We start from the raw sequence: 22,844 nt of genomic DNA, 5'->3' as shown, positions 1-22,844 counted from the left end.
GATGGCCCGGCGACTGCGCTTCAACGGCACCGGCAGCGGAGAGGGCGGCTGTCCCGCCGTTCACGAGGACATCGACAGCGGCGAGATCATCGTCCACGGCCCGCCGCTCACCGCCCCGGAGGACCTCGCCCAGCTCCAGCACCTCGGCGAGGACGAGGTCGCCATCGTCGTACCGAGGAACACGCTCATCGACTTCGGCCCGCGAGGGCGTGACGCCGAACCCCACCTCATCGCGCCGGAGCAGTTCGGCCAGTTCTTTGAGAAGTTCCAGCACAGCGCGTGGCGACTGGAGACGCGGCGGCGGTACGCGAGTGACGAAGTCACCGACACCTACGCGCAGTTCAGCCGGGGTAAGGCTCCTGCCTGGGACCTGGACACCCCCTGGAGCCGGACCATCCGCGCCAAGACCGACGACGGCGCGTACGTCGGCCGCGTCCGCGTCGTCGATGCCGAACCGACCCCCGGCCAGCTCTACTTGCTCGCTCACGCGGAGAAGAACGCCGCGCTGGGGGAGGATGTACGGAACATCCGGCGCGGTGACGCCGAGCAAGTCGGCCTTCCTGTCGAGGACTTCTGGATCTTCGACTCGCAACTTGTCGCCGTCTGCCTCTTCGACGAGGACGACGACCTGATCGGCGCCGAGCTGATCACCGAACCCGCGCGCGTCAACCAGTACAACCGCCTGCGGGACATCGCCCTGCACTACGCCGTCCCCTACGAGGAGTTCAACGCGTAGGCGAGTATGGACCGGTGAGCACGGACTACCAGCAAGCACGCGAAGCACTCGGACTGCGTCTGCGTGAACTCCGCCTCACAGCGCCCGTCGGCCGGCTCACCGGAACCGCTCTCGCACGCAAGCTCGGTTGGTCCAACTCTCGTATCTCGAAACTGGAGTTGGGGAGGCAGACGGCCACCCCGGACGACCTGCGTCAGTGGGCCGCCGCCTGCGGACAGCCGGAACTGTACGAGGAACTCCGCGCTCGTCTCGCCGGGTTCGAGTCACACATCCGCTCGTGGCGTCGCCAACTTGCTGCCGGACACAAGCCAGTTCAGGACACCCACAACGACGCGCAGGCGAACTCCACCGTCCTGCGCGCCTGGGAGTCCTCCTGGATCGTCGGCGTCCTCCAGACCCCCGACTACGCGCGCGCCGTCCTCACCCGCTCCGCCGAACTCCACCAGTCCCCACGGGACATCGAGGACGCCGTCCGCTCCCGCATGCGCCGCCAGGAACTCCTCTACTCCGGCAGGCATTACCACATCCTCCTCTGGGAACCCGTTCTCCGCTCCCTCATCTGCCCACCCGCAGTCCTCGCCGCTCAACTCGACCGCCTCATCGGCATCATCGGCCTCGACACGGTTCACCTCGGCATCGTCCCCCTCACCGCACCGCTCAAGACCCCGCCCGGCACCGGTTTCTGGATCTACGACGACCGCCAGGTCGTCACCGAGGTCTGGCATGCGGAGATGTGGCTCGACGACGTCCACAGCATCGACCTCTACCGGCGGGCCTGGAGCATTCTCGACGAGGCGGCCGTCTACGGAGTTCAGGCACAGAACTTGGTCAACACCGCACGGCGGGCGCTGGATTGACCGTGTGGTGAATGATGCCTCTGCTAACAGACAGGCGGAGTGAACGTGACCCGGGAGTCGCCCTCGTCGATGGCCAGGTTCAGCGTGCCGTCCAGGGCCTTCGCCAGGCGGCGCAGCAGCGGGAGGGTGGGGACGGTGTTGTCGCCCCTCATCCGAGACACCTGAGACGGTGTTATCCCGGCTTGCTCGGCCAGTTCCGTCTGGGAGGGGCGGAGTTCGACCCGGCGGTCGTGGACGGCCTGACCCAGATCGCCGGCCAGCCGCGCGTTCCGGGAGGCTCTTGTAGACGGGGACGGGAAGTTCAAGCTGTACCGAATCCGAACACCCTGTCGGGCCAGTCGGAGTCGGCTGGTCCGGCGTCGAGTGCCTTGCTGATCGCTCGTTCTTCGTAGCTGAAGTGGGACTCCATGATCGCCGCCAGTCCGTCCAGCTCGCGCCCGATCGCTTCCAGGTCCGGGCCGTGCGATGCGGTGGCACTGTCGGCGAGTTCCCTCACGCGAGACAGGATCGAGGCGATGAGTCCATGGTCCTCGACGAGATTCGCGATCGTCGCGGCGAGATCGGGGCGTTCCCGAAGCAACTGGGAGAACATTCCGTCGTCTTCGCCCTGATGGTGCGAGGTCAGCGCGGTACAGAAGGCCAGGCAATGGGTGAGGAGTACGTCGTCGCCCGACCGGCGGTGCCCGATACCCGTCCTGATCTCGCCGATCCGGCGACGCAGTTCCTGATGTGCTTGTGCGAGCTGTCGGCTCAAGGCGACTGCGCGGTCGCCGCTGCGGGAAGCCACGGATGGCGGCCCTTTCGGTTCCACACCTCCATGCCTGACGGGGGCCGTCACCAGCACGCGATGCTGCCGCTATCCGATCATGCGGCCGACCGGACGGCAACAGCCCGCGTACGGCGCCGACTTCACGGGGAACCAGTCACCGGGAGGGCGGTGAGCGAAGCGGGTGGCCGTGCGGACGGGGCTGGGTGGCGGCCGACCCCGGCCGTCGTCGTCCGCGTCGGAGGCTCAACCCCGGCGTACGGCCAGGACGCCGAGTCCGGTGTGGCCGCCCTCGCGCTTGCCCTGTGGGCCGTACGCCGGGGTTGAGCCGCCGCTTCGGAGTTCGGCGGTGCGGGCGGCCGTCACCGGCGACAGGTCCACCCCCGCGCGTACGTGTCCCAGATGGCGCGTTCGTCGCCGTAGTCGTGTTCGGCGACTTCCCCATCTCGATGTCGAGCCGCCGGACGATCCATGGTTTCCTGAATTCAGATTTCTGTGTACTGTCGTGGTGTGCTGACTGTTGCCTCCGACATCGAGGTGCTGGCCCGGTTCGGCCGCGCGCTCGCCGACCCGATCCGCTGCCGCGTCCTGCTCGCCTTGCGTGATGCCCCTGCGTACCCGGCCGACCTTGCCGACGCGCTCGGTGTCTCGCGAACCCGGCTGTCGAACCATCTGGCGTGCCTGCGTGACTGCGGTCTGGTCGTCACTGTCCCGGACGGGCGCCGCACCCGCTACGAGCTTGCCGACGAACGCCTCGGCCACGCCTTGGACGACCTGCGCACTGCCGTGGTGGCCGTCGAGACCGACCGCACCTGCACCGACGCCGCGACCAAGGGGTGCTGTTGACCGTGACCGCCGAGATATCCCTGTCCCTCGGGCCCTCGCCCGCCCGCCGCGAAGCGCTCGCCAAGCGGATACGCCTGCTGGTCGCCGCGACGATCACCTACAACGTCATCGAGGCGGTCGTCGCCATCACCGCCGGCACGCGCGCCTCCTCCACCGCCCTGATCGGCTTCGGCCTCGACTCGATCATCGAGGTCTCCTCCGCCGCCGCGGTCGCCTGGCAGTTCTCCGCCCGCGACCACGCCGTCCGCGAGGCGCGCGAGCAGCGCACCCTGCGGATCATCGCGGTGTCGTTCTTCGCGCTCGCCGCCTACGTCACCGTCGACGCCGTCCGCGCGCTGGCCGGCACCGGGGAGGCGGAGCGGTCGATCCCGGGCATCGTCATCGCCGCCCTGTCCCTGGCGGTCATGCCGTTCCTGTCCGCCGCCCAACGCCGCGCGGGCCGCGAACTCGGCTCCGCCAGCGCGGTCGCCGACTCCAAGCAGACGCTCCTGTGCACCTACCTGTCCGCCGTGCTGCTGCTCGGTCTGGTCCTCAACGCCACCCTCGGCTGGTCCTGGGCCGACCCCGTCGCAGCTCTCGTCATCGCCGCCATCGCGGTCAAGGAAGGCCGCGACGCCTGGCAGGGCAAGGGCTGCTGCGCGGTCCCCGCCGCCGGGGCTGTGCCGTCAGCCGGTGCCGAGTCCGATGGGTGCGGCTGCCGCAACTGACCGCACCGGCGGCGCCCCGCCGCTGTCGAAAGGGCTCCTGTCCCGGATCATGGCCCACAGGACGTTGACGCGGCGCCGCGCGAGGGCAAGGACGGCTTGCCTCCGTCCGTACGGGGACGCACAAGCTGAAGTACCGCAACGGCGGGCTCCCTCCGCCGTCGCCCGCGAACTCAGTCCAGTACGGCGACCGCCTCGATCTCCACCAGGTGCTCCGGTACGTCCAGCGCCGCCACCCCGATCAGCGTCGCCGGCGGTCGGTGGTCGACGCCGAGGCGGGCGGCGCCCCGGGCGATCCCCTCCAGCAGTGCCGGCATTTTGTCGGGCGTCCAGTCGACGACGTACACGGTGAGCTTCGCTACGTCCGTGAAGGCGCCGCCGGCACCCGCGAGGGCCGTGCCGACGCCGACGTACGCCTGCTCGACCTGGGCCGCGAGGTCGGCGGGCGCGTCCCAGGCGACCTGGCCGGCGAGATAGATCGTGCGGGTTCCGGAAGTCACCGACACCTGGTGGTAGACGTCGATGGAAGGCAGGCCGTTCGGGTTCAGCAAGGTGATGGTCATACCGACGACCGTAGGGAAACCCGCTCTGACGTGGAAGAACGCACTTTTTGGTGCCCCGGGAACCCTGAGGTGACCTTGCAGGTCAGGCCGGTTGTCAGGTCCGCGGCGTCAACAAAGACACCGCGCGCTGCCCAGGGCAGAGGGTGACGCCCCCGTCCACACCCCGGCGGTTGTCCACAGGCCCGGCGCATGTCGGCGCCAAGTCGTACGCTGGATGACCCCCGGCCCGTGAGACGCGTCGGGTGGTTGGTGTTCGCCCGTACCCCTCACCGGAAAGATTCCATGAGCCTGCACGGTCTGCTAGACGCCGTTCTGAAGGACAAGGCCCTGTCCGAAGCTGTCCAGGCGGCCTCGGACGGCAACCGCACGCACGTCGACCTGGTCGGCCCCCCGGCGGCGCGCCCGTTCGCGATCGCGGCGCTCGCGCGGGAGTCCGGCCGGCCGGTGCTGGCGGTGACGGCGACAGGCAGGGAGGCGGAGGACCTCGCGGCGGCCCTGCGCACGCTGCTGCCGGCGGACGGCGTCGCGGAGTACCCCGCGTGGGAGACGCTCCCGCACGAGCGCCTGAGCCCGCGCAGCGACACCGTGGGCCGCCGTCTCGCGGTGCTGAGGCGCCTCGCGCACCCGAGCGCGGACGACCCGGAGACGGGCCCGGTGTCGGTGGTCGTCGCGCCCGTGCGGTCCGTGCTCCAGCCGCAGGTCAAGGGCCTCGGCGACCTGGAGCCGGTCGCGCTCAGGACCGAGCAGACCGCCGACCTGAACAAGATCGTCGAGGCCCTCGCAGCCGCCGCCTACGCGCGCGTGGAACTCGTCGAGAAGCGCGGCGAGTTCGCCGTACGCGGCGGCATCCTGGACGTGTTCCCGCCGACCGAGGAACACCCCCTGCGCGTCGAGTTCTGGGGCGACGACGTCGAGGAGATCCGGTACTTCAAGGTCGCCGACCAGCGCTCCCTCGAAGTCGCCGAGCACGGCCTGTGGGCGCCCCCCTGCCGTGAACTCCTGCTGACGGAGGACGTCCGCACGCGCGCGCTGGCGCTCGCCGAGGACCACCCCGAACTCGGCGAGCTGCTGAACAAGATCGCCGAAGGGATCGCCGTCGAGGGCATGGAGTCCCTCGCGCCGGTCCTCGTCGACGACATGGAGCTGCTGATCGACGTCCTGCCCAAGGGCGCGATGGCCGTCGTCTGCGACCCGGAGCGCGTGCGCACGCGCGCGTCGGACCTCGTGGCGACCTCGCAGGAGTTCCTGCACGCGTCCTGGGCGGCGACGGCGGGCGGCGGCGAGGCCCCGATCGACGTCGGCGCGGCCTCCCTGTGGTCGATCGCCGACGTGCGGGAGCGGGCGCGCGAGTTGGACATGATGTGGTGGTCGGTCTCCCCGTTCGCGGCGGACGAGGAGCTGGACGCGGACACGCTGAAGCTCTCCATGCACGCGCCGGAGACCTACCGGGGCGACACCGCGAAGGCCCTCGCCGACACCAAGGGCTGGCTGGCCGACGGCTGGCGCACGGTGTTCGTCACCGAGGGCCACGGCACCGCCTCGCGCACGGTCGAGGTCCTCGGCGGCGAGGGCATCGCCGCCCGCCTGGACACCGACCTGGGCACCATCCAGCCGTCCCTCGTGCACGTGGCGTGCGGCTCGATCGACTACGGCTTCGTCGACCCCCGGCTGCGGCTCGCCGTCCTCACCGAGACCGACCTCTCGGGCCAGAAGGCGGCCGGCAAGGACGGCGCGCGCATGCCCGCGCGCAGACGCAAGAGCGTCGACCCGCTGACCCTGGAGGCCGGCGACCACATCGTCCACGAGCAGCACGGCGTGGGCCGGTACGTCGAGATGGTCCAGCGCACCGTCCAGGGCGCCACGCGCGAGTACCTGGTCGTCGAGTACGCGCCCGCCAAGCGCGGCCAGCCCGGCGACCGCCTGTACATCCCGACCGACCAACTGGAGCAGATCACCAAGTACGTCGGCGGCGAAGCACCCACCCTGCACCGCCTCGGCGGCGCGGACTGGACGAAGACCAAGGCGCGCGCGAAGAAGGCCGTCAAGGAGATCGCCGCCGACCTGATCAAGCTGTACAGCGCGCGCATGGCCGCGCCGGGACACGCGTTCGGCACGGACACGCCCTGGCAGCGCGAGCTGGAGGACGCGTTCCCGTACGCGGAGACGCCGGACCAGCTCACGACGATCGCCGAGGTCAAGGACGACATGGAGAAGACGGTCCCGATGGACCGCCTGGTCTGCGGCGACGTCGGCTACGGCAAGACCGAGATCGCGGTGCGGGCCGCCTTCAAGGCCGTCCAGGACGGCAAGCAGGTCGCCGTGCTCGTGCCGACGACCCTGCTCGTGCAGCAGCACTTCGGGACGTTCAGCGAGCGGTACGCGCAGTTCCCGGTCAACGTGCGCGCGCTGTCCCGCTTCCAGACCGACACCGAGGCCAAGGCCACCCTGGAGGGCCTGCGCGAGGGCGCGGTGGACGTCGTGATCGGCACGCACCGGCTGTTCGCGTCGGAGACGAAGTTCAAGGACCTCGGGCTCGTCATCGTCGACGAGGAGCAGCGCTTCGGTGTCGAGCACAAGGAGCAGCTGAAGAAGCTGCGCGCGAACGTCGACGTGCTGACGATGTCGGCGACGCCCATCCCGCGCACGCTGGAGATGGCCGTCACCGGCATCCGCGAGATGTCGACGATCACCACGCCCCCCGAGGAACGCCACCCGGTGCTGACGTTCGTCGGGCCGTACGAGGAGAAGCAGATCGGCGCCGCGATCCGCCGTGAACTCCTGCGCGAGGGCCAGGTCTTCTACATCCACAACCGCGTCGAGTCGATCGACCGGGCCGCCGCGCGCCTGCGTGAGATCGTCCCCGAGGCCCGCATCGCCACCGCGCACGGGCAGATGGGCGAACAGGCCCTGGAACAGGTCGTCGTCGACTTCTGGGAGAAGAAGTTCGACGTCCTCGTGTCGACGACGATCGTCGAGTCCGGCATCGACATCTCCAACGCCAACACCCTCATCGTGGAGCGCGGCGACACCTTCGGCCTCTCTCAGCTGCACCAGCTGCGCGGGCGCGTGGGGCGTGGCCGCGAGCGCGGGTACGCCTACTTCCTGTACCCGCCGGAGAAGCCCCTCACGGAGACCGCGCACGAACGCCTCGCGACGATCGCCCAGCACACCGAGATGGGCGCGGGCATGTACGTCGCGATGAAGGACCTGGAGATCCGCGGCGCCGGCAACCTGCTCGGCGGCGAGCAGTCCGGGCACATCGCGGGCGTCGGCTTCGACCTGTACGTGCGCATGGTCGGCGAGGCCGTCGCGGACTACCGCAAGCAGCTGGAGAACGGCGAGACCGAGGAGGAGCCGCCGCTGGAGGTCAAGATCGAGCTGCCGGTCGACGCGCACGTCCCGCACGACTACGCGCCGGGCGAGCGGCTGCGCCTCCAGGCGTACCGGTCCATCGCCTCCGCCAACTCCGAGGACGACATCAGGGCCGTACGCGAGGAACTCACCGACCGCTACGGCAAGTTGCCGGAGCCCGTCGAGAACCTCCTGCTGGTGGCGGGCCTGCGGATGCTGGCGCGCGCGTGCGGGGTCGGCGAGATCGTCCTCCAGGGCACCAACATCCGGTTCGCGCCCGTGGAGTTGCGGGAGTCGCAGGAGCTGCGGCTCAAGCGGCTGTACCCGGGGACGGTCGTCAAGGCGGGCGCGCACCAGGTCCTCGTACCCCGTCCGAAGACCGCGAAGGTCGGCGGGAAGCCGCTCGTCGGGCGTGAACTCCTGGGCTGGACCGGGGAGTTCCTGGCAACCGTTCTCGGGTCGTAGAGCGGGTCGCAAAGGGGGGCATTCTTGACAGGCGCCGGTGACGGACCGATGGTGGAGACACCGGCGCCTGTCAGGTGCCCCGTTCATTCCCAGGGGGAGGAATGAACAGTGTCGTCTTCGGCAACCTCTCCGTCTCGCTGACCGGCCGTCACGGTGCCCGCCTCACGCGCGTACCGCCGTCGACGACGACCCCGTACCCGCGCGCGCTCGCCGGGCCGCCGCGACGGCCGTACCTGGTGGGGCGGTCGCGGGAACTCGACCGCGTACGCGCGCGCGGGACGGTCGAGTTCACCGGGCCCTGCGGCAGCGGCCGGACGGCCCTCCTGCGCAGCGTCCCGGACAGCGTGTACGTCAGAGTGGGCGCGACCGCGCTGGAGGACCTCCTCCAGGACCTCATGCGGTCCTCCTACGTCTGGCAGGGGCCCGTCAGGTTCACCACCGAGGAGTGCGCGCGGGCGCTGGGGGCCGTCGACGGGACCGTAGCCCTCGACGACGTCACGTACACCGCGCCCCAACTCGGCTACCTCCAGCAGGTGTTGCGCGGCTGCGCGCTGGTGATCGCCACCGGGACGCCCACGCTCCCGGAGCCGTACGCCCTGGAGGGCCTCTCCGAGGCCGCCGCGACCGCCCTCCTGGCCCGCGACCTCGGCCGCCCCCTGTCCGGCCCCGAGCAGGCCGTCACAGGGCGTCTCGTGGCCGCTGTCGGCGGGCAGCCGCTGCACCTGCGGCAGGCCGCCGCGCTCGTGCGGTACGACGGGATGGCGCTCGCCGACGTCACCGCGCGCGCGGAGGGCGATCCCGGCGTCCTCGACGAACTGTGCGTGTCCGCGCTCGCGCCGCAGGCCAAGCGGGTGCTCGCCGTGCTCACGCTGCTCGGCGGCGCGCTGCTGCCCGCCGGGGTGCTCGCGCAGATGGCCGACGTCGCGTACGTCGCCCAGACCTTCGAATCGCTCTCCGCGCGCGGGCTGGCCGAGCAGCGCGACGACCGGTTCGGGCTGCCCGTCTGCAAGGCCGAGCCCTACCGGCACATCCTCTACCGCCACATCGGGCTCGCCACCGCCGTCCGCTCCCTCGTCACCTGGCTCGCCTCCGGCGACCCCGCCGGGCCCGACGCGCGCGGGGCGCTCGATGCCGCCATCGGGCTCCTCGGGGTCGCCGCCGAACGCCGTGAGTGGCAGACCGTCGTCCGCCTCGTCACCGTCCTGGAGCGCGTTCTGTTCGTCCAGAGCCACTGGCAGGCATGGCAGGACACCCTCGCGCAGGGGATCACCGCCGCGCGCGAGGCCGGGGACGTCGCGTCCGAGGCGTACTTCACGCATCAGCAGGGGGTGCAGCACTTCCTGCACGACCGTACGGAGCACGCGCGCCGGATGCTGCGGCGGGCGCTGGACCTCCGTACGCAGCTCGGGGACACCGCCGGGGCGGAGGTGACGCGGGCGAATCTGGCGCTGCTCGACGGGCCGGTGGTGCCGCCGATGCCGTCGACGCCGCCTCGCGCGCCGTCGGGCAGGGGCGGCGGGCGGCGGGTCGCTGTCGTCGCCGCCGCGGTGGTGGGGGTGCTGGTGGTGGGGACGGCTGTCGCGCAGGTGGTCGGCAAAGGGGGTGGCGGGGGGAGTTCCGGGTCGGCGTCGGTGGGGTCGGCGGGTCCGGTGGCGTCGGTCTCGGACGGGGGGGCGTCGTCCGGTACGGGGAGCACGTCGCCGTCCGTGTCGCAGTCGGTGTCGGAGTCCGTGTCGCCGAGCGACAGCACCGGAGGCGGGAGCGGACCGCCACCCCTCGCGCGCGCGGGACTGCGCCTCACCCCGTCCGCGCAGGACTTCGGCCGGACCTCGCGCTTCCCGTCCGTCGACGCGCCCCTGCGGGACTTCACCCTCGTCAACATCGGTACGAACGCCGTCACCCTCGGCACGGTCACCGTCCCCGGCTCCAACGGGTTCTCCTACGCCGACGGCACCTGCGGCACCGAACTCGCGGCGGGCGCCTCCTGCACGATCACCGTCGAGTTCTCACCGGGCCGCATCGGAGCCGACAGCGGACAGCTCACGGTCACCTCGTCGGCCAGGACGGTCACCGCCGACCTCACCGGAACGGCGTACCCCAGCGTGACGCTCACGCTGACCGGCGTACCCGGCCGTCAGAAGACTGTCTCCGACACCCGCGCGGGGACCACGCTGTGCACCGGCACGGAGGATCCGACCTCCTGCGATCCGGTGGAAGCGCCGGACTCGCTGACCGCGACCGCCGTCAGCGGCTACATCCTCTCGGGGTGGAGCGGTGACTGCTCCGGCATCAACGCGTGCCTGTTGCCACGGGACCGCGACAGCCAGGTGACGGCGGTGTTCAAGGCCGACATCCGGTGAAGGGTTGACCCTGCCACCGGCGTCAGGGTCCGACGATCACCCGCATGGACATCAGCACCACACGCAGGACCGTCGTCGTCACCGGAGCCGGCACCGGTATCGGCCGGGCCACGGCCCGCGCCTTCGCCGCCGAGGGGGACCGGGTCGTCGCGATCGGCCGCCGCGCCGCGCCGCTGCGGGAGACGGCGGACGGGTACGAGGGGATCGAGCCGCTGGTCGCGGACATCACGGAGGCTCCCGAGCGGATCGTGGGGACCGTCCTGGAGCGGTACGGACGGCTGGACGTCCTCGTCAACAACGCCGGGATCGTGCGCGGTTCGGCGCTCGGCGACGTCACCCCGGAGGCGGTCGCCGAGCAGCTCGCCACCAACCTCGTCGCGCCCGTCCTGCTGACCAGCGCCGCGCTGCCGTCCCTGGAGGCGGCCGGCGGGGTCGTCGTCAACGTGAGCACGTCCGTCGGACAGCGCGGGTGGGCCGGGAACTCTGTCTACGCCGCGGCCAAGAGCGCGCTGGACACCCTCACCCGGAGCTGGGCCGTCGAACTGGCGCCTCGCGGGGTGCGGGTGGCGGCCGTCGCGCCCGGCGCGGTCGGCACGCCCATCGGGGAGCACCAGGGGCTGACGCCGGAGCGGCTGGCCGCGCTGCGGGAGTGGCAGCTCGCGCACACACCGCTGGGGAGGGTGGGACGGGCCGGGGAGATCGCCTGGGCGATCGTCCAACTCGCCTCCCCCGGCGCCTCGTTCGTCACCGGGGTCGTCCTCCCCGTCGACGGCGGAGCGGTCGTCGCGTGAGTCGTCGCACGAGTCTTCGCGTGATACGAGTGGTCCTGGAGGTGGGACCGATGCGGATCGGGGAACTGGCCGAGGCGACCGGAGCGAGCCCCCGCGCGCTGCGGCACTACGAGGAGGCCGGGCTGATCTGCGCCGGCCGTGCCGCCAACGGCTACCGCGTCTACGGCGAGCGGGCCGTCGTCCGCGTCCGCAACATCCGCCACCTCCTCGCCGCCGGACTCACCCTCGACGACGTCCACGCCTTCCTGCCCTGCCTCGACGGGGACGTCGCCACCGCGCCGCCCTCCGAGAAGGGGCTGCGGGTCGCGGCGGAGCGGCCGGCGGTGCTGGACGCGCGGATCGCGGCGCAGGTGGAGGTGCGGGAGCGGTTGGCGGGGGTGCTGCGGGGGGTTGGGCGGGGGTCTGTACGGGGCGCTGCGCCGCGTCGGTGACGGGGCGGGCCCGGTGCGACGTACCCCTACCGCGCCTGTCGCAACCCCGCGACCAGCAGCGACACCAGGCGGCGTGCGTCGTAGCGGGTGTCCTTCTCCGCGCCCGCGCACAAGTTGCCGATGCCGCGCAGGAGTTGGTAGGCGTCGAGGCCGGGGGTGATCTCGCCGGAGGCGGTCGCGGCGGCCAGGAGGCCGGTGCAGACGGGGAGGAGGCGGTCCAGGAAGTACGTGTGGAGGGTGCCGTAGCAGGTGCTGTCCGACTGCATCGCCGTCGCCAGGCCGTGCTTGGTGACCAGGAAGTCGACGAAGAGGTCGGTCCACGCGGCGAGGGCCGCGTACGGGGTGGGGGCCGTGGCCAGCAGCGTGGGGCCCGCCTCGGCGCAGGTGTCGACCTGGTGGCGGTAGACCGCGATGACCAGGTCCGCGCGGGTGGGGAAGTGGCGGTAGACCGTGCCGGTGCCGACGCCGGCGCGCGCGGCGATCTCGCGGACGGGGGCGTCCACGCCGGAGGTGACGAAGACGGCGGCGGCGGCGTCCAGGAGGGTCTGCTGGTTGCGGCGGGCGTCTTTGCGGCGGGGGGTGGCCGGGGGGGTCTGGGTGTCCGGGGGGTCGGCGGGCACGGGGGTGCTCCTCGGGTCGGTCGGCCCGGCGGGGGCCTCGGTCCGGCTTCGGCTCGGCCTTGCTGAGCGGAACCGTGTTCCGTATTGTAAGTGGAACAGGGTTCCGCTTTGCCCATCATGGCAGACCGGGGGCGGGCTGTCATGCCGTCGCGCGGTCGTGCGGAGCCGTCTCCCGAGCTGCGAACGGATGGCACAGCCATGCCCGCGTCGATCGTGTCCGTGAAACCCGTCCTCCTGCCGGCCCCCGAACGCGGCGAGGATCTCCAAGTCCGCGTCACCGCGCCGCTGTTGGGGACCGGCCTGCCCGCCCTCGTCCTCTCCCACGGCTACGGCTGGTCCCTCGACGGGTACGCGCCCCTCGCCGATCACTGGGCCGCCCACGGGTTCGTCGTCCTCCAGCCGACCCACCTCGACTCCCGGACCCTCAACATCCCCGCGGACGACCCCCGTACGCCGCGGATCTGGCGCCTGCGCATCGAGGACGTCGTCCGCGTCCTCGACTCCCTCGACGCCCTGGTCGCCGCCGTACCGGGCCTGTCCGGCCGTGTCGACCCCTCCCGCATCGCCGTCGCCGGGCACTCCTGGGGTGGGCAGACGGTCGGTACGCTGCTCGGCGCGCGGGTCCTCGGCGAGGACTTCTCCGACCCCCGCGTCCAGGCGGGCGTCCTGCTCGCGACGGCCGGCCTCGGCGACGACCTGACCCCCTTCGCCGCCGAGCAACTCCCCTTCATGCGGCCGTCGTTCGCGACGATGACTCCGCCGGTGCTCGTCGTCGCGGGCGACCACGACCAGTCCCACCTGTCCACGCGGGGGCCCGACTGGTTCACCGACCCGTACGTCCACAGCCCTGGCCCCAAGGGGCTGTTGACGGTGTTCGGGGGCGAGCACTCGCTCGGCGGGATCGTCGGACACGAGGCCGCCGAGACGACGGACGAGAGCCCGGCGCGGGTCGCGATGATCCAGCGGGTGAGTACGGGGTTTCTGCGCGGCGCGTTGGGGGTGTCGGGGGAGATGTGGGCCGAGGATCCGGGGGAGTCGGGGAAGCTGGAGTGGAAGTAGCCCGCTGTCGGAGGCCGTTGACTGATGCCCGGCAGGGACACTTCCGCGAGCGACTCGTAGAACATCCGCAACTCGTCGAACCCCAGGGGCTCTTGGGCGTACCCGGTACGGGGTCCGGTGCGGGCGGACGTTCGGGCGCGGGACACCAGGTCCCGTACCTCGTCGCGGGTGCGGGGTTCGAACGGCGGGTGGGCGGTGGCCAGTTCGCTGCCGTAGATGGCGAACACCGCGTCCTTGTCGGCGGGTTGAGGCTCGCGGAGTTCCAGGCGCTCGCCGCGTCGGAGGACCGGGTACCTGGCGGGGACTTCAACGGGCGGCGGGGTGAGGGGTGTTGGGCGTACCTCACGTCCGGCAGCCGCCCCCACCCCCCGTCGGAGGTGGAAGCGGCGTATCCCGGTCGCCTCAAGGCGCGCGCTACTGCTGCTCCGGCTGGTCGCGTTTGATGCCCAGTGCCTCCTCCGCCTTCTGCTGGGCCTGGTCGACCTGGCTCTCGTACTTGTTGCCGGTCTTCTCGTTGATCATTTTCTCGGCGGTGTCGGACAAGTCCTTGGCCTTGTCCTGCATCGCCTTGTTGCTCTTGAACCTGTCCAAGAGGCCCATCGAAGGCTCCTTCCGGAGGTGATCCATCACGACCATATGTCCGGGTTGCTCCGAATGCCCACCCGAAGGGGGTGACCGTGCGACCCGGCCGCACCCACGGAGTGACCCCGCACACCCTCCCGCTAGCGTGTACGCGGCCCTGACCGGGGAAAACGTCCGGTGCGGGGCGACGGGAACGGCACAAGAGGACATCGGGAGGGGCGCGCGTGAAGCGTGTTCGGGGTGGGGTGGCGATCGCCGCTGTGCTGGTCACGGCACTGGCGGGTTGTGGCGAGACGAAGGACGGGGGCGGCGCGTCCGGCCCCCAGAGCGGCGCCGCGCTCGCGGCGGCCGAGGCGCTGCCGGTCAAGGGCCGCGCGCCGAAGACCGGTTACTCCCGCGACGCGTTCGGCTCCGCATGGGCCGACACGGACTCCAACGGCTGCAACACGCGCGACGACATACTCCAACGGGACCTGGCGGACGTGAAGTTGACCGGCGGCGACTGCAAGGTCACGTACGGGGTCCTGGAGAAGGACCCCTACTCCGGCAAGGACGTGACGTACCGCCGGGGCAAGAGCCAGGTCGACATAGACCATGTCGTCGCCCTCTCCGACGCGTGGCAGAAGGGCGCCAAGTACTGGGACGCCGGCAAGCGCATCGCCCTCGCCAACGATCCCCTCAACCTCCTTGCGGTGGACGCGAGTACGAACCGCTCCAAGGGCGACGGCGACGCGGCGACCTGGCTCCCGCCGAACGCGTCGTACCGCTGCGCGTACGTCGCCGCGCAGGTCGCGGTGAAGAAGAAGTACGAGCTGTGGGTGAGCGGCGCGGAGAAGGCGGCGATGGAGAAGGTGCTGAAGGGCTGCTCGAACCAGAAGCTGCCGACCGGGGGGAATCCGACGAAGGCGCCGGAACGATTCACCGCGAAGCGCAGGTGAACCCCCTCAAATCGATGTGACACAGGTCACATCCCAGGCGTGAACCCGCAGCGGTGCTCATTACGACGAAGGGAGTGTGGAGGCCGAACGGAAGGGGGTGCCCGGTGACGCCGAACTGCTGGGTGTGGGCGTTCGCGCTGGTCGCCCTCGTCGTCCTGGCGGGGGTCCTGCTGCGGGAGCGGAGGTCAGGTCAGGCCCGCTGCGATGGCGCGGCGTACGGCGTCGGCCCGGTCCCGGATGTCGGCCTTGGCGAAGAGGTTGTTGATGTGCGTCTTGACGGTCGCCTCGCTCACGAAGAGCTTCTCGGCGATGGCCCGGTTGGGCAGACCCCGGCCGATCAGGGTGAGCACTTCGCGCTCGCGGGGTGTGAGATGCGCGGGCAGCTGCGGTTCGGACGCCGTCGGCCTGGCGCGGACGGTGGCCAGCAGCCGGTCCTGGACCTCGCGGTCGAGGACGGACTGGCCCGCAGCGGCGGCGCGGATCGCGCGGACGATGTCCTGGCGTCCGGCGTTCTTCGTCAGATAGCCGCGGGCACCCGCGCCGAGCGCGGCCAGGATCGAGTCGTCGTCGGCGAACGTGGTGAGGACGACGACGGCCACCTCGGGGTGTTCGTCGCTCAGCCTGCGGGTGGTCTCGATCCCGTCGAGCACGGGCATCCGCAGGTCCATCAGCACGACGTCCACCGGCCCTGCGGCGACCGCGGCCAGGACGCCGTTGCCGTCCCCGGCCGCCGCGACGACGTCGATGTCCTCGGCCAGCCCCAGCACCGCGGCGAGCGGTTCGCGGATGGTGGCCTGGTCGTCGGCGACGACCACGCGCAACGGCCGGGAACTCTCGGTGGGTTCGCTCATCGGGGGATCTCCGCCTTCACTTGCCAGCCGCCTCGCTCCGGTCCCTCGATGACCGGTCCGGCGGTGAGGGTGCCGCCCAGCAGGGCGACGCGTTCGCGCATACCGATCAGCCCCATTCCGCTGCCGGCCCCCGCGTCCACCGTACGGGTGGCGGGCCGGTTGCGGATCGTCAGCGCCGTGGCGGAAGCCGCGAAGGCCAGCTCCACCCGCACCGCACCCCCCGGAGCGTGCCGCGCGGCGTTGGTCAGGGACTCCTGGGCGATCCGCAGCAGGTTCTGGGTCACCCGGGCCGGTACCTCCACGGGGGTGCCGTGGACGGTCAGGGCGTCGCGGTGGCCGGACGACTCGATCATCGCGGTGAGGGTCTCCACCAGCGGCAGCGAGTCCTCGCGGAGCGCGTGCACGGTCCACTGCGCCTGCTTCAGACTCTCCTTGACGAGGCTGTGGGCCTTGTCGTTGGCCGCTCTGACCTTCTCCAGGTCACCGGTGTCGAGCAGCGCGTCGGCCAGTTCCAGCTGCATGTTGATCCCGGCCAGCGTGTGCGCCAGGACGTCGTGCACGTCCCGGGCGATCCGGCCGCGTTCGGTCAGTACGGCGGTCCGCGCCTCGGCCCTGGCGGCGCGCTCCGCGCTCTCGGCCGCCGACAGCGCGGCGGCCACGGCCCGGTGCTGGACCCGGTTGAGCATCCCGATCAGGACCGGTGCGCCGGTGGTGAGACCGACGGCCCAGGGCAGCAGCTGGTGACCGGGCCCGACCTCGAAGTACAGGACGCCGCCGCAGAGCAGGCCGCAGGCCGGCGCCAGGACGGCGGCCTGTCTGGCCGGCAGCCGGTACCCGATGTGACCGCAGAGGAAGAAGGCGAAGAGGTAACCCGTGCCGCTGCGACTGGCGCCGATCAGCGCGGCAGCCGCGAGGACCCCCAGCGACAGCCAGACGACGGCGGCACGCGGCGGGACCTTGTCCTGAGGCAGACCCCGGGCCAGCAGCGCCGCACTGTTCAGGACGAACAGGACCGCGACCACCAGTCCCTGCCCGCTGACGCCCATCGGCCGGATCGTCAGGGCTCCGCCGACGATGACCGCCACGGTCAGGGCCCACTGCACCCGGGGGTCCCGGCCCGGGACCGGCCGGGACGGGACCTGTGCGGGGGAGGCGGCGGGAGGCACGGCCAGACCATAACTCACGGCCGGACCGCGACCCGGTTCGCGGCGGAGGCGGTCCGGCCGGCGGTCAGCAGCCGGCCGCGGACGAAGATCGTGGCCAGCCGGGTGACGACCTCGGTGAGCGCCATCAGGACGAAGGCCGCCACCCATGCCTGGTCGCTGGTGATGTGGTGGGCGAGGCTGAACCGGGCGACGTCGTCGGCGCCGCCGTGCTCGGTCCACAGCTGGAAGCCCATCCGGGCCCCCATGCCGAGCACCCACAGGATCGCGGAGACCGCCCCCGCCTTGATCAGGATGTGCCCGCCCGAGGTCCTGACCCGGGTGTAGACGCCGCCGGCGACGCCGAGTACGGCACCCACCCCCACGAGCGCCCCGATCAGTATCAGGTCGTTGCCTCCGGTGGGGACGGAGTCCAGGTACGTGTGGGCCACGAAGGCCACGATCCCCAGCGGGATCAGGAAGGTCCTGAGGTCCAGCCGGCCTTCCCGCAGCTGCCGGAAGACGACGAGAAGGAGAGCGATGTCGGTGATCCACTCGGTCGTTGTCATGCCCCCAAGCCTGCTGTCAGGGGGCTCGCGACACCTGGACCCACGGGTGGAGTTCGGGGTGGAGAAACCCTCGCCGGCATCCTCGCCGGAGCTACCTCGCCGGGGCTACTTGGCGTTCAGGGCCGCCACGACCTTCTCCGTCAGCTTCTTCGCGCCGCCGGCACCGTTGGAGGGGCCGTCCGTCGAGAAGACGCTGACGACGTTCGTGCCCACGCGGGACGCGATCAGGGTGGTGCCGGTCTCCCAGGCATCGCTCGTGAGGGTGATCGTGTACGCCTCGTCACCGAGGGCGGGGTCGGCGGTGCCGGTGATCTTGACCTTGCTCTTCGTGTCCGAGTCCGTGTAGCTCGGGCAGGCGGCCACGACCTTCTTCAGCGCCGTCATGACGTCCGTCGACGTCGTGCCCCGGTACGCGTCTATCTCCTCGTCGAACTGGGCGGTCGTGTTCTTGTTCAGGTACGACGCCTGCGCGAACGAGACGCCCTTGATACCGGTCAGCTCGATCCACGAGGTGCCGCCGAAGCCGGCGCAGTCGGGCTTCGCCGCCGTCGTCTCCGGGGCTCTGTACGTGTCCCCCGTGTCCCGCGTCACCGTCGCGTCCAGCTCGAAGCCGGACGCGAAGTACGTCGCCGGCGCGAGCGCCTTCTTCAGTGCGGCGCCGGTCAGGATGCCCTTGTTCGGGTCCGCGGGCTTGGCCTTGGCCGAAACGGAGTCCGAGTCCGAGTTCGAGGAGCAGGCCGCCAGGGCGAGGGGGAGGGCGGCGGCGACGGCGAGCGTCTTGAGGATGCGGGAGCGCATGGATGTCCTTGAGCTGTCGTACACAAACGTGTGGGCCTGACGGTCGCCAGGCCCGAAGGGTTGATCATAAAAAGGTAAAAGACAAGAAAAAGTCTCCGAATGCCCAAAGATGGATCAAAGGGAGTGTGTTTTCTTCACCGTTCGCTCTTCCCTAGGCTGGAGCCGATGTCCCTCGAACCCGAGCGCGCTGTGAGGTGCCTGATGGCCACTCCCGACAACCGGCGGAAGTCGTCCGAGCGGTGACCCGTCCCAGCGCCTGGGAGGCGTTCCAGAAGGCCGTTGCCGAAAGTGCCGTGGACGTACGGGTGTTGGACGGGGACGAGGTGGGCAGGCGGCGTTGTGTCAAGCAGATGGGGCTGACCTCGCAGTCCATGCTCGGGGCGGTGGTCTCCAACTCCGGTGGGTTCGTCGCCGACGGGGGATGGGTGAGGGTGCTCGGGGGCGGGGCGAACGGACTCCCGGACATCGGGCGCGTCAACGGGTTTCCCGCCGCCGTCGATCCCTGGCGGCCCCCCGCCGCCAGGCTCATCGTCGGGTACGACGTCCTCGGCGGTGTGTTCGCGCTCGACTTCGGTGATCCCGCTGCCGCCGGACCGCTCGGCATACCGGAGGCGATCAGCTACTTCGCTCCCGACGCCCTCCAGTGGGAGCCCTTGGAACTGCCTTACAGCACCTGGGTGTTCTGGTTGCTGTCCGGGCAACTGGAGCTGTTCTACAAGAGGTTCCGGTGGGACGGATGGCGCGAGGAGATCGCCGGGCTGGAGCCCGACGAGGGGATCGCCACGTACCCGCACCTGTGGACCGTCGTGGCGTACAAGAACCCTGCCGGTGTCACCCGGAGCCCCGTACCCCTGCGTCAACTCCTCGACTTCGAACGCGACTTCGCACAGCGGAGGGGGTCACCCGACCCGGGCCCGCTCGGCGACGTGTGAGCCTCAGCGGCCGTACGGACGGGCGTACGGCGCCGGTGCCCCGTACCGCGCCGGTGCGGGGCGCGGCTTGGGGTCGAACGCCGCGAACAGGAGCAGCGCCGTCCCCATCGCCGTGCCGAAGAGGAGGACGAAGCCGAAGACGCCGTCACCGACGCCGTCCTCCAGGGCGATGAGCCAGGTCCAGACGGCGGCCTCGTACGTCACGAAGGACGCGCACGCGGTCCAGTCGGAGGGCAGGCCGCGGCGGAGCGCGAGGTAGAGGAAGGGGATCCAGAGGAAGAGGCCGAACGTGCCCCAGACGGGCAGCGTCCAGGCGATCCGCTGCCCCCAGCCCGCCTCCAGCCGCTTCGGCGAGCGTGAACTCGGCGGTGGAGTCGCGTAGTTGTAGCCGCCTGGTATGCCTGCCATGCCGTCCTCATCCCGCCCTCGTGTCCGGTCAGCGTAGGACACCGGGTCCCAAGGGTCCGACGCGTGGCTCCCCTTTACTGTGGCATGGGGGATTCTTGTGACGATCGGAAACAGGTGTTTCCGAGACGCGGGAGCGCGGTCGGTTACCTTGCGACGCGCACGTTTGAACGAATCAAGGGGTGGGAATGGCAGAGCACCGGCAGTCGAGGAAGCGCAGATACATCGCGTGGGGCGTGGCGAGCGCCGTCGTGGTCGCGGGGGGCGCGGTCGCGGCGCAGCAGTCGATGGCCGCGACCGTCTGGCCGGCGCAGAAGACGTACACGGGGCGCGCGTTCGACACGTGCACCGCCCCCTCGCTCGCCGCGATGAAGGCGTGGAAGGCCGACGGCTACTACGGCGGCGCGGCCGTCTACATCGGCGGCAAGAACCGCGGCTGTGCCCAGCCGAACCTCACCAACTCCTGGGTGAAGTCGGTCAACTCGCAGGGCTGGAAGCTGATTCCGCTGTACGTCGGCGCGCAGCCGCCGTGCCAGACGGGGTCCAGCCCCGAGAAGATCAGCGCCGCCACGGCGACCTCGCTCGGCGCGACCGACGCCGCCGACGCCGTCGCCAAGGCGTCCGCGCTCGGCATGAAGGCCGGCAGCCCGGTCTACCTCGACATGGAGGCGTACGACATCACCAACAAGGCGTGCAACGACGCCGTGTTGGCGTATGTGCGGTCGTTCACGAAGACGCTGCGGGGGAAGGTCTACCGCGCCGGGTACTACGGGTTCACGTCGTCCAGCGCGAAGGCGATCGCCACCGCCACCAACAAGACCGACCTGCCGGGCAACCTCTGGTACGCGCTGTGGGACGGGAAGGACACCACCACCGCCGACTGGCCCTGGGGGAAGGACCAGTTCACCGACCACAGCCGCGGCCACCAGTACCAGGTCAACAGCAAGGAGACGCGCGGCGGTTACACGATCACCGTCGACCGGGACACGTGGGACGCGCCGGTCGCGATCGTGGGCTGATGCCCGGGGAGTTTCTCGAACACGCGCCGGACTGCACCCCCTGAGCGCGTGACGCGGGCGCGGCGGTGCCCCAAGTCCCGGTGAATCGTTGGTCGAATGGGTTGGCCCCAGGCGTACCACTGCCTACCATCGATCACCGCAAGACTTTGTGCACCGCCGCACAAGCTCCTACAGGAGGTCTCCTTGCCCCGCCGTCGTCGCACCGCGCTCCTGCTGACCGCCACGATCGCCGCGGCAGCCCCCCTCCTGACCGCCTGCGGGAACGACGCGCACCCTGGTGCCGCCGCCGTCGTCGGCGGCCAGCGGATCACCGTCTCGCAGCTGGAGAACCGGGTCAACGAGGTCCGGTCCGCCCAGCGCGCGTCCGTCAAGGACGACGCGCAGTACGCGCAGGCCATCGCGCAGACCGGGACGCTCACGCGGGACACGCTGCACGGGATGGTTCTCGACAAGGTCCTCCAGAAAGCCGCCGAGAACGCGGGAGTCGCCGTCAGCCGGCGTGAAGTCCAGGAGATGCGGGCCGGGTTGGAGCAGCAGGCCGGTGGGTCCGAGGGGCTGGAGACGGCCTGGCTCCAGCAGTACGGGGTGCCGCCGCAGCGGCTCGACGAGAACCTCCATCTCCAGCTGGAGGCGCAGAAGTTGGCGGCGAAGCTGGGGACGGACACCAGTCAGCCGGCGTTCTGGAACGCGTTGTCGACGGCGTCGAAGGAGCTGGGGGTGGATCTCAATCCCCGGTACGGGGGGTGGGATGTGCGGAAGGTGAGCCGGGTGGATGCGGCTACGCCTTGGGTGCGGGAGATCACTGCGGGGGCGTAGGAGGGGCGGGGGTGCTGTCGGCGGCGTCGGCGGTGGTGGCGGCGTCGATGATGGCGGCGGCATACAAGATGGTCGTACGACTTTCATCCCCAGGCTGTGGATAACTTTCCGGGCGGGATCGGCGGGTGGGTTACGTTCGCTGTGTGAACGAAACCAGCCCCGCAGATCCCGCCCGGTCCACCGGCCGCATCGTCCTCCTCACCACCAGCCACCGCGTCGCCCCCGGCCTGCTCTCCTGGCCCGCCTGGCAGGTGCTCCGTACGGCGGACCTGGTCGTCTGTGCGGACGGCGCGCATCCTCAGGCGCCGTATCTGCGGGACGCCGGTGTCGCCGTCTCCGTGGCGGCGCCCGGTGCCGAGGAACTGGTGGCCGAGTGCGCCGGCGGGCGGACCGTGGTCGTCGTCGCCACCGGCGAGGGAGAGCCCGCCCTCACCGACGGGCTCGCCCGTCTCGCCGGGTCCGGGCGGGTCGCCATGCCCGAGCTGGAACTCCTCCCCGCCTCCTACGACCTTCCCGGCGCCCGCCTCCTCGACCTCGTCCAGGTCATGGACCGGATCCGCCTCGCCTGCCCCTGGTCCTCGCGGCAGACCCACAAGGGGCTCGCGAAGTACGCGGTCGAGGAGTCGTACGAACTCGTCGAGGCGATCGAGGAGGGCGACTACGACGAACTCCGCGAGGAACTCGGTGACGTCCTCCTCCAGGTCGTCTTCCACGCGCGCATCGCCGAGGACGCCGAGGAGGAGGCGTTCTCCATCGACGACGTCGCCGCGACGATCGTCACGAAGCTGATCCACCGCCACCCGCACGTCTTCGGTGACGCGGTCGCCACGACCCCCGAGGAGGTCAAGGAACACTGGCTGCGCACGAAGGCGATCGAAAAACGCCGGGCGTCCGTCACCGACGGCGTCCCCCTCCACCAGCCGGCCCTCGCCCTCGCGGCGAAGCTGACGTCCCGGGTCCGGACGGCCGGGCTGGACGTGCCGCTGCCGGGCGGGGAGGGCGTGGGGTACGAGCTGCTGGCGCTCGCGGCTCGGGCCGAGGGGGAAGGGGTGGACCCGGAGGCGGCGTTGCGGGCGGCGGCTCGGGTGTACCGGGAGGCGGTCCGGGGGGTTGAGGGGGTGGAGGGGTGACTGAGGGCCCCGGTGCGATATGGGTGCCGTCACGGATAGGCCCTCTCTCCCCGTGACGTCAGGCTGTGCGGTGGCTGTGATCATGCAGCCCTGTACGTCAGTCAGTTCGAGAA

At 71.0% G+C, this 22,844-nt stretch carries 25 protein-coding genes; 15 read left to right on the top strand and 10 right to left on the bottom strand.

The window, feature by feature from the left end:
• The first annotated feature begins 1 nt into the window (after position 1).
• Both ACQCO7_RS17225 and ACQCO7_RS17220 read left to right on the top strand, forming a co-directional pair.
• Positions 2-736, top strand: coding sequence for a DUF6879 family protein (locus tag ACQCO7_RS17225; RefSeq protein WP_464072670.1), 735 nt, complete (start codon positions 2-4; stop codon positions 734-736).
• 14 nt (positions 737-750) lie between these two features.
• Entirely contained in the window at positions 751-1,593 is an 843-nt protein-coding gene (locus tag ACQCO7_RS17220; RefSeq protein ID WP_464072669.1) for a helix-turn-helix domain-containing protein, read from the top strand.
• Positions 1,594-1,616: 23 nt separating this feature from the next.
• Here the strand turns inward: ACQCO7_RS17220 and ACQCO7_RS17215 are convergent, their stop codons facing one another.
• On the bottom strand, positions 1,617-1,745 hold the full coding sequence (locus tag ACQCO7_RS17215; RefSeq protein WP_464072668.1) for a hypothetical protein: 129 nt from the start codon (positions 1,743-1,745) through the stop codon (positions 1,617-1,619).
• A 149-nt stretch (positions 1,746-1,894) separates the two neighbouring features.
• On the bottom strand, positions 1,895-2,380 hold the full coding sequence (locus ACQCO7_RS17210) for a hemerythrin domain-containing protein (RefSeq protein ID WP_464072667.1): 486 nt from the start codon (positions 2,378-2,380) through the stop codon (positions 1,895-1,897).
• 150 nt (positions 2,381-2,530) lie between these two features.
• Here ACQCO7_RS17210 and ACQCO7_RS17205 point away from each other — a divergent pair, with 150 nt between their 5' ends.
• From ACQCO7_RS17205 to ACQCO7_RS17195, 3 genes are all read left to right on the top strand, one after another.
• The gene (locus ACQCO7_RS17205) at positions 2,531-2,686 is read left to right on the top strand and encodes a hypothetical protein (protein WP_464072666.1); all 156 of its coding nucleotides are present in this window, start codon (positions 2,531-2,533) and stop codon (positions 2,684-2,686) included.
• Between the two features lie 183 nt (positions 2,687-2,869).
• Positions 2,870-3,205 (top strand): ArsR/SmtB family transcription factor, encoded by a 336-nt coding sequence (locus ACQCO7_RS17200; protein ID WP_464072665.1) that lies wholly within the window; start codon positions 2,870-2,872, stop codon positions 3,203-3,205.
• Between the two features lie 2 nt (positions 3,206-3,207).
• The gene (locus ACQCO7_RS17195; protein WP_464072664.1) at positions 3,208-3,912 is read left to right on the top strand and encodes a cation efflux transmembrane domain-containing protein; all 705 of its coding nucleotides are present in this window, start codon (positions 3,208-3,210) and stop codon (positions 3,910-3,912) included.
• A gap of 170 nt (positions 3,913-4,082) precedes the next feature.
• Here the strand turns inward: ACQCO7_RS17195 and ACQCO7_RS17190 are convergent, their stop codons facing one another.
• A complete protein-coding gene (locus ACQCO7_RS17190; RefSeq protein WP_464072663.1) occupies positions 4,083-4,472 on the bottom strand; it encodes a RidA family protein in 390 nt (129 codons plus the stop codon).
• A gap of 282 nt (positions 4,473-4,754) precedes the next feature.
• Here ACQCO7_RS17190 and mfd point away from each other — a divergent pair, with 282 nt between their 5' ends.
• From mfd to ACQCO7_RS17170, 4 genes are all read left to right on the top strand, one after another.
• Complete coding sequence (mfd, locus tag ACQCO7_RS17185) at positions 4,755-8,288, top strand: transcription-repair coupling factor (protein ID WP_464072662.1); 3,534 nt, start codon at positions 4,755-4,757, stop codon at positions 8,286-8,288.
• 101 nt (positions 8,289-8,389) lie between these two features.
• A complete protein-coding gene (locus ACQCO7_RS17180; protein WP_464072661.1) occupies positions 8,390-10,648 on the top strand; it encodes a choice-of-anchor D domain-containing protein in 2,259 nt (752 codons plus the stop codon).
• Positions 10,649-10,692: 44 nt separating this feature from the next.
• The gene (locus ACQCO7_RS17175) at positions 10,693-11,439 is read left to right on the top strand and encodes an SDR family NAD(P)-dependent oxidoreductase (protein WP_464072660.1); all 747 of its coding nucleotides are present in this window, start codon (positions 10,693-10,695) and stop codon (positions 11,437-11,439) included.
• A 50-nt stretch (positions 11,440-11,489) separates the two neighbouring features.
• Complete coding sequence (locus tag ACQCO7_RS17170) at positions 11,490-11,870, top strand: MerR family transcriptional regulator (protein WP_464072659.1); 381 nt, start codon at positions 11,490-11,492, stop codon at positions 11,868-11,870.
• A gap of 26 nt (positions 11,871-11,896) precedes the next feature.
• On the opposite strand, the gene ACQCO7_RS17165 is transcribed toward ACQCO7_RS17170, so the two are convergent.
• The gene (locus ACQCO7_RS17165) at positions 11,897-12,490 is read right to left on the bottom strand and encodes a TetR/AcrR family transcriptional regulator (protein WP_464072658.1); all 594 of its coding nucleotides are present in this window, start codon (positions 12,488-12,490) and stop codon (positions 11,897-11,899) included.
• Between the two features lie 198 nt (positions 12,491-12,688).
• On the opposite strand from ACQCO7_RS17165, the gene ACQCO7_RS17160 reads away from it, so the two are divergent.
• Positions 12,689-13,549, top strand: coding sequence for an alpha/beta hydrolase family protein (locus ACQCO7_RS17160; protein ID WP_464072657.1), 861 nt, complete (start codon positions 12,689-12,691; stop codon positions 13,547-13,549).
• A gap of 414 nt (positions 13,550-13,963) precedes the next feature.
• On the opposite strand, the gene ACQCO7_RS17155 is transcribed toward ACQCO7_RS17160, so the two are convergent.
• The gene (locus tag ACQCO7_RS17155) at positions 13,964-14,149 is read right to left on the bottom strand and encodes an antitoxin (protein ID WP_464072656.1); all 186 of its coding nucleotides are present in this window, start codon (positions 14,147-14,149) and stop codon (positions 13,964-13,966) included.
• A 206-nt stretch (positions 14,150-14,355) separates the two neighbouring features.
• Between ACQCO7_RS17155 and ACQCO7_RS17150 the strand changes: the two genes are divergently transcribed.
• Positions 14,356-15,069: an HNH endonuclease family protein gene (locus ACQCO7_RS17150; RefSeq protein ID WP_464072655.1), complete on the top strand. Its 714-nt coding sequence runs from the start codon at positions 14,356-14,358 to the stop codon at positions 15,067-15,069.
• A gap of 185 nt (positions 15,070-15,254) precedes the next feature.
• Here ACQCO7_RS17150 and ACQCO7_RS17145 read toward each other — a convergent pair whose 3' ends face one another.
• From ACQCO7_RS17145 to ACQCO7_RS17130, 4 genes are all read right to left on the bottom strand, one after another.
• The gene (locus ACQCO7_RS17145; RefSeq protein ID WP_464072654.1) at positions 15,255-15,920 is read right to left on the bottom strand and encodes a response regulator; all 666 of its coding nucleotides are present in this window, start codon (positions 15,918-15,920) and stop codon (positions 15,255-15,257) included.
• Positions 15,917-17,104 (bottom strand): sensor histidine kinase, encoded by a 1,188-nt coding sequence (locus ACQCO7_RS17140; protein WP_464072653.1) that lies wholly within the window; start codon positions 17,102-17,104, stop codon positions 15,917-15,919. The genes ACQCO7_RS17145 and ACQCO7_RS17140 overlap by 4 nt, the downstream gene beginning before the upstream one ends.
• On the bottom strand, positions 17,101-17,631 hold the full coding sequence (locus ACQCO7_RS17135) for a hypothetical protein (RefSeq protein ID WP_464072652.1): 531 nt from the start codon (positions 17,629-17,631) through the stop codon (positions 17,101-17,103). Before ACQCO7_RS17135 ends, ACQCO7_RS17140 begins: the two co-directional genes overlap by 4 nt.
• 105 nt (positions 17,632-17,736) lie before the next feature.
• A complete protein-coding gene (locus tag ACQCO7_RS17130; protein WP_464072651.1) occupies positions 17,737-18,429 on the bottom strand; it encodes a hypothetical protein in 693 nt (230 codons plus the stop codon).
• A 239-nt stretch (positions 18,430-18,668) separates the two neighbouring features.
• On the opposite strand from ACQCO7_RS17130, the gene ACQCO7_RS17125 reads away from it, so the two are divergent.
• Positions 18,669-19,361: a DUF2625 family protein gene (locus tag ACQCO7_RS17125; RefSeq protein ID WP_464072650.1), complete on the top strand. Its 693-nt coding sequence runs from the start codon at positions 18,669-18,671 to the stop codon at positions 19,359-19,361.
• 3 nt (positions 19,362-19,364) lie between these two features.
• On the opposite strand, the gene ACQCO7_RS17120 is transcribed toward ACQCO7_RS17125, so the two are convergent.
• Positions 19,365-19,769 (bottom strand): hypothetical protein, encoded by a 405-nt coding sequence (locus ACQCO7_RS17120; RefSeq protein WP_464072649.1) that lies wholly within the window; start codon positions 19,767-19,769, stop codon positions 19,365-19,367.
• Positions 19,770-19,954: 185 nt separating this feature from the next.
• On the opposite strand from ACQCO7_RS17120, the gene ACQCO7_RS17115 reads away from it, so the two are divergent.
• From ACQCO7_RS17115 to ACQCO7_RS17105, 3 genes are all read left to right on the top strand, one after another.
• Positions 19,955-20,785, top strand: coding sequence for a glycoside hydrolase domain-containing protein (locus tag ACQCO7_RS17115; protein WP_464072648.1), 831 nt, complete (start codon positions 19,955-19,957; stop codon positions 20,783-20,785).
• Between the two features lie 183 nt (positions 20,786-20,968).
• The gene (locus ACQCO7_RS17110; RefSeq protein ID WP_464072647.1) at positions 20,969-21,601 is read left to right on the top strand and encodes a SurA N-terminal domain-containing protein; all 633 of its coding nucleotides are present in this window, start codon (positions 20,969-20,971) and stop codon (positions 21,599-21,601) included.
• A 143-nt stretch (positions 21,602-21,744) separates the two neighbouring features.
• Positions 21,745-22,731 carry a nucleoside triphosphate pyrophosphohydrolase gene (locus ACQCO7_RS17105; protein ID WP_464072646.1) on the top strand — a complete coding sequence of 329 codons (987 nt, stop codon included), beginning with the start codon at positions 21,745-21,747 and terminating at the stop codon, positions 22,729-22,731.
• Positions 22,732-22,844 lie beyond the last annotated feature (113 nt).

It is taken from the genome of Streptomyces saintjeani (assembly GCF_055409605.1).
This window is presented reverse-complemented; position numbering and strand designations above follow the sequence as displayed.

Bases quoted from the DNA above. Each gene is read 5' to 3' on its own strand.
- ACQCO7_RS17225 (WP_464072670.1), top strand. From the start codon at position 2: ATGGCCCGGCGACTGCGCTTCAACGGCACCGGCAGCGGAGAGGGCGGC.
- ACQCO7_RS17215 (WP_464072668.1), bottom strand. From the start codon at position 1,745: ATGAGGGGCGACAACACCGTCCCCACCCTCCCGCTGCTGCGCCGCCTG.
- ACQCO7_RS17190 (WP_464072663.1), bottom strand. From the start codon at position 4,472: ATGACCATCACCTTGCTGAACCCGAACGGCCTGCCTTCCATCGACGTC.
- mfd (WP_464072662.1), top strand. From the start codon at position 4,755: ATGAGCCTGCACGGTCTGCTAGACGCCGTTCTGAAGGACAAGGCCCTG.
- ACQCO7_RS17180 (WP_464072661.1), top strand. From the start codon at position 8,390: ATGAACAGTGTCGTCTTCGGCAACCTCTCCGTCTCGCTGACCGGCCGT.
- ACQCO7_RS17175 (WP_464072660.1), top strand. From the start codon at position 10,693: ATGGACATCAGCACCACACGCAGGACCGTCGTCGTCACCGGAGCCGGC.
- ACQCO7_RS17170 (WP_464072659.1), top strand. From the start codon at position 11,490: ATGCGGATCGGGGAACTGGCCGAGGCGACCGGAGCGAGCCCCCGCGCG.
- ACQCO7_RS17160 (WP_464072657.1), top strand. From the start codon at position 12,689: ATGCCCGCGTCGATCGTGTCCGTGAAACCCGTCCTCCTGCCGGCCCCC.
- ACQCO7_RS17155 (WP_464072656.1), bottom strand. From the start codon at position 14,149: ATGGGCCTCTTGGACAGGTTCAAGAGCAACAAGGCGATGCAGGACAAG.
- ACQCO7_RS17145 (WP_464072654.1), bottom strand. From the start codon at position 15,920: ATGAGCGAACCCACCGAGAGTTCCCGGCCGTTGCGCGTGGTCGTCGCC.
- ACQCO7_RS17135 (WP_464072652.1), bottom strand. From the start codon at position 17,631: ATGACAACGACCGAGTGGATCACCGACATCGCTCTCCTTCTCGTCGTC.
- ACQCO7_RS17130 (WP_464072651.1), bottom strand. From the start codon at position 18,429: ATGCGCTCCCGCATCCTCAAGACGCTCGCCGTCGCCGCCGCCCTCCCC.
- ACQCO7_RS17120 (WP_464072649.1), bottom strand. From the start codon at position 19,769: ATGGCAGGCATACCAGGCGGCTACAACTACGCGACTCCACCGCCGAGT.
- ACQCO7_RS17115 (WP_464072648.1), top strand. From the start codon at position 19,955: ATGGCAGAGCACCGGCAGTCGAGGAAGCGCAGATACATCGCGTGGGGC.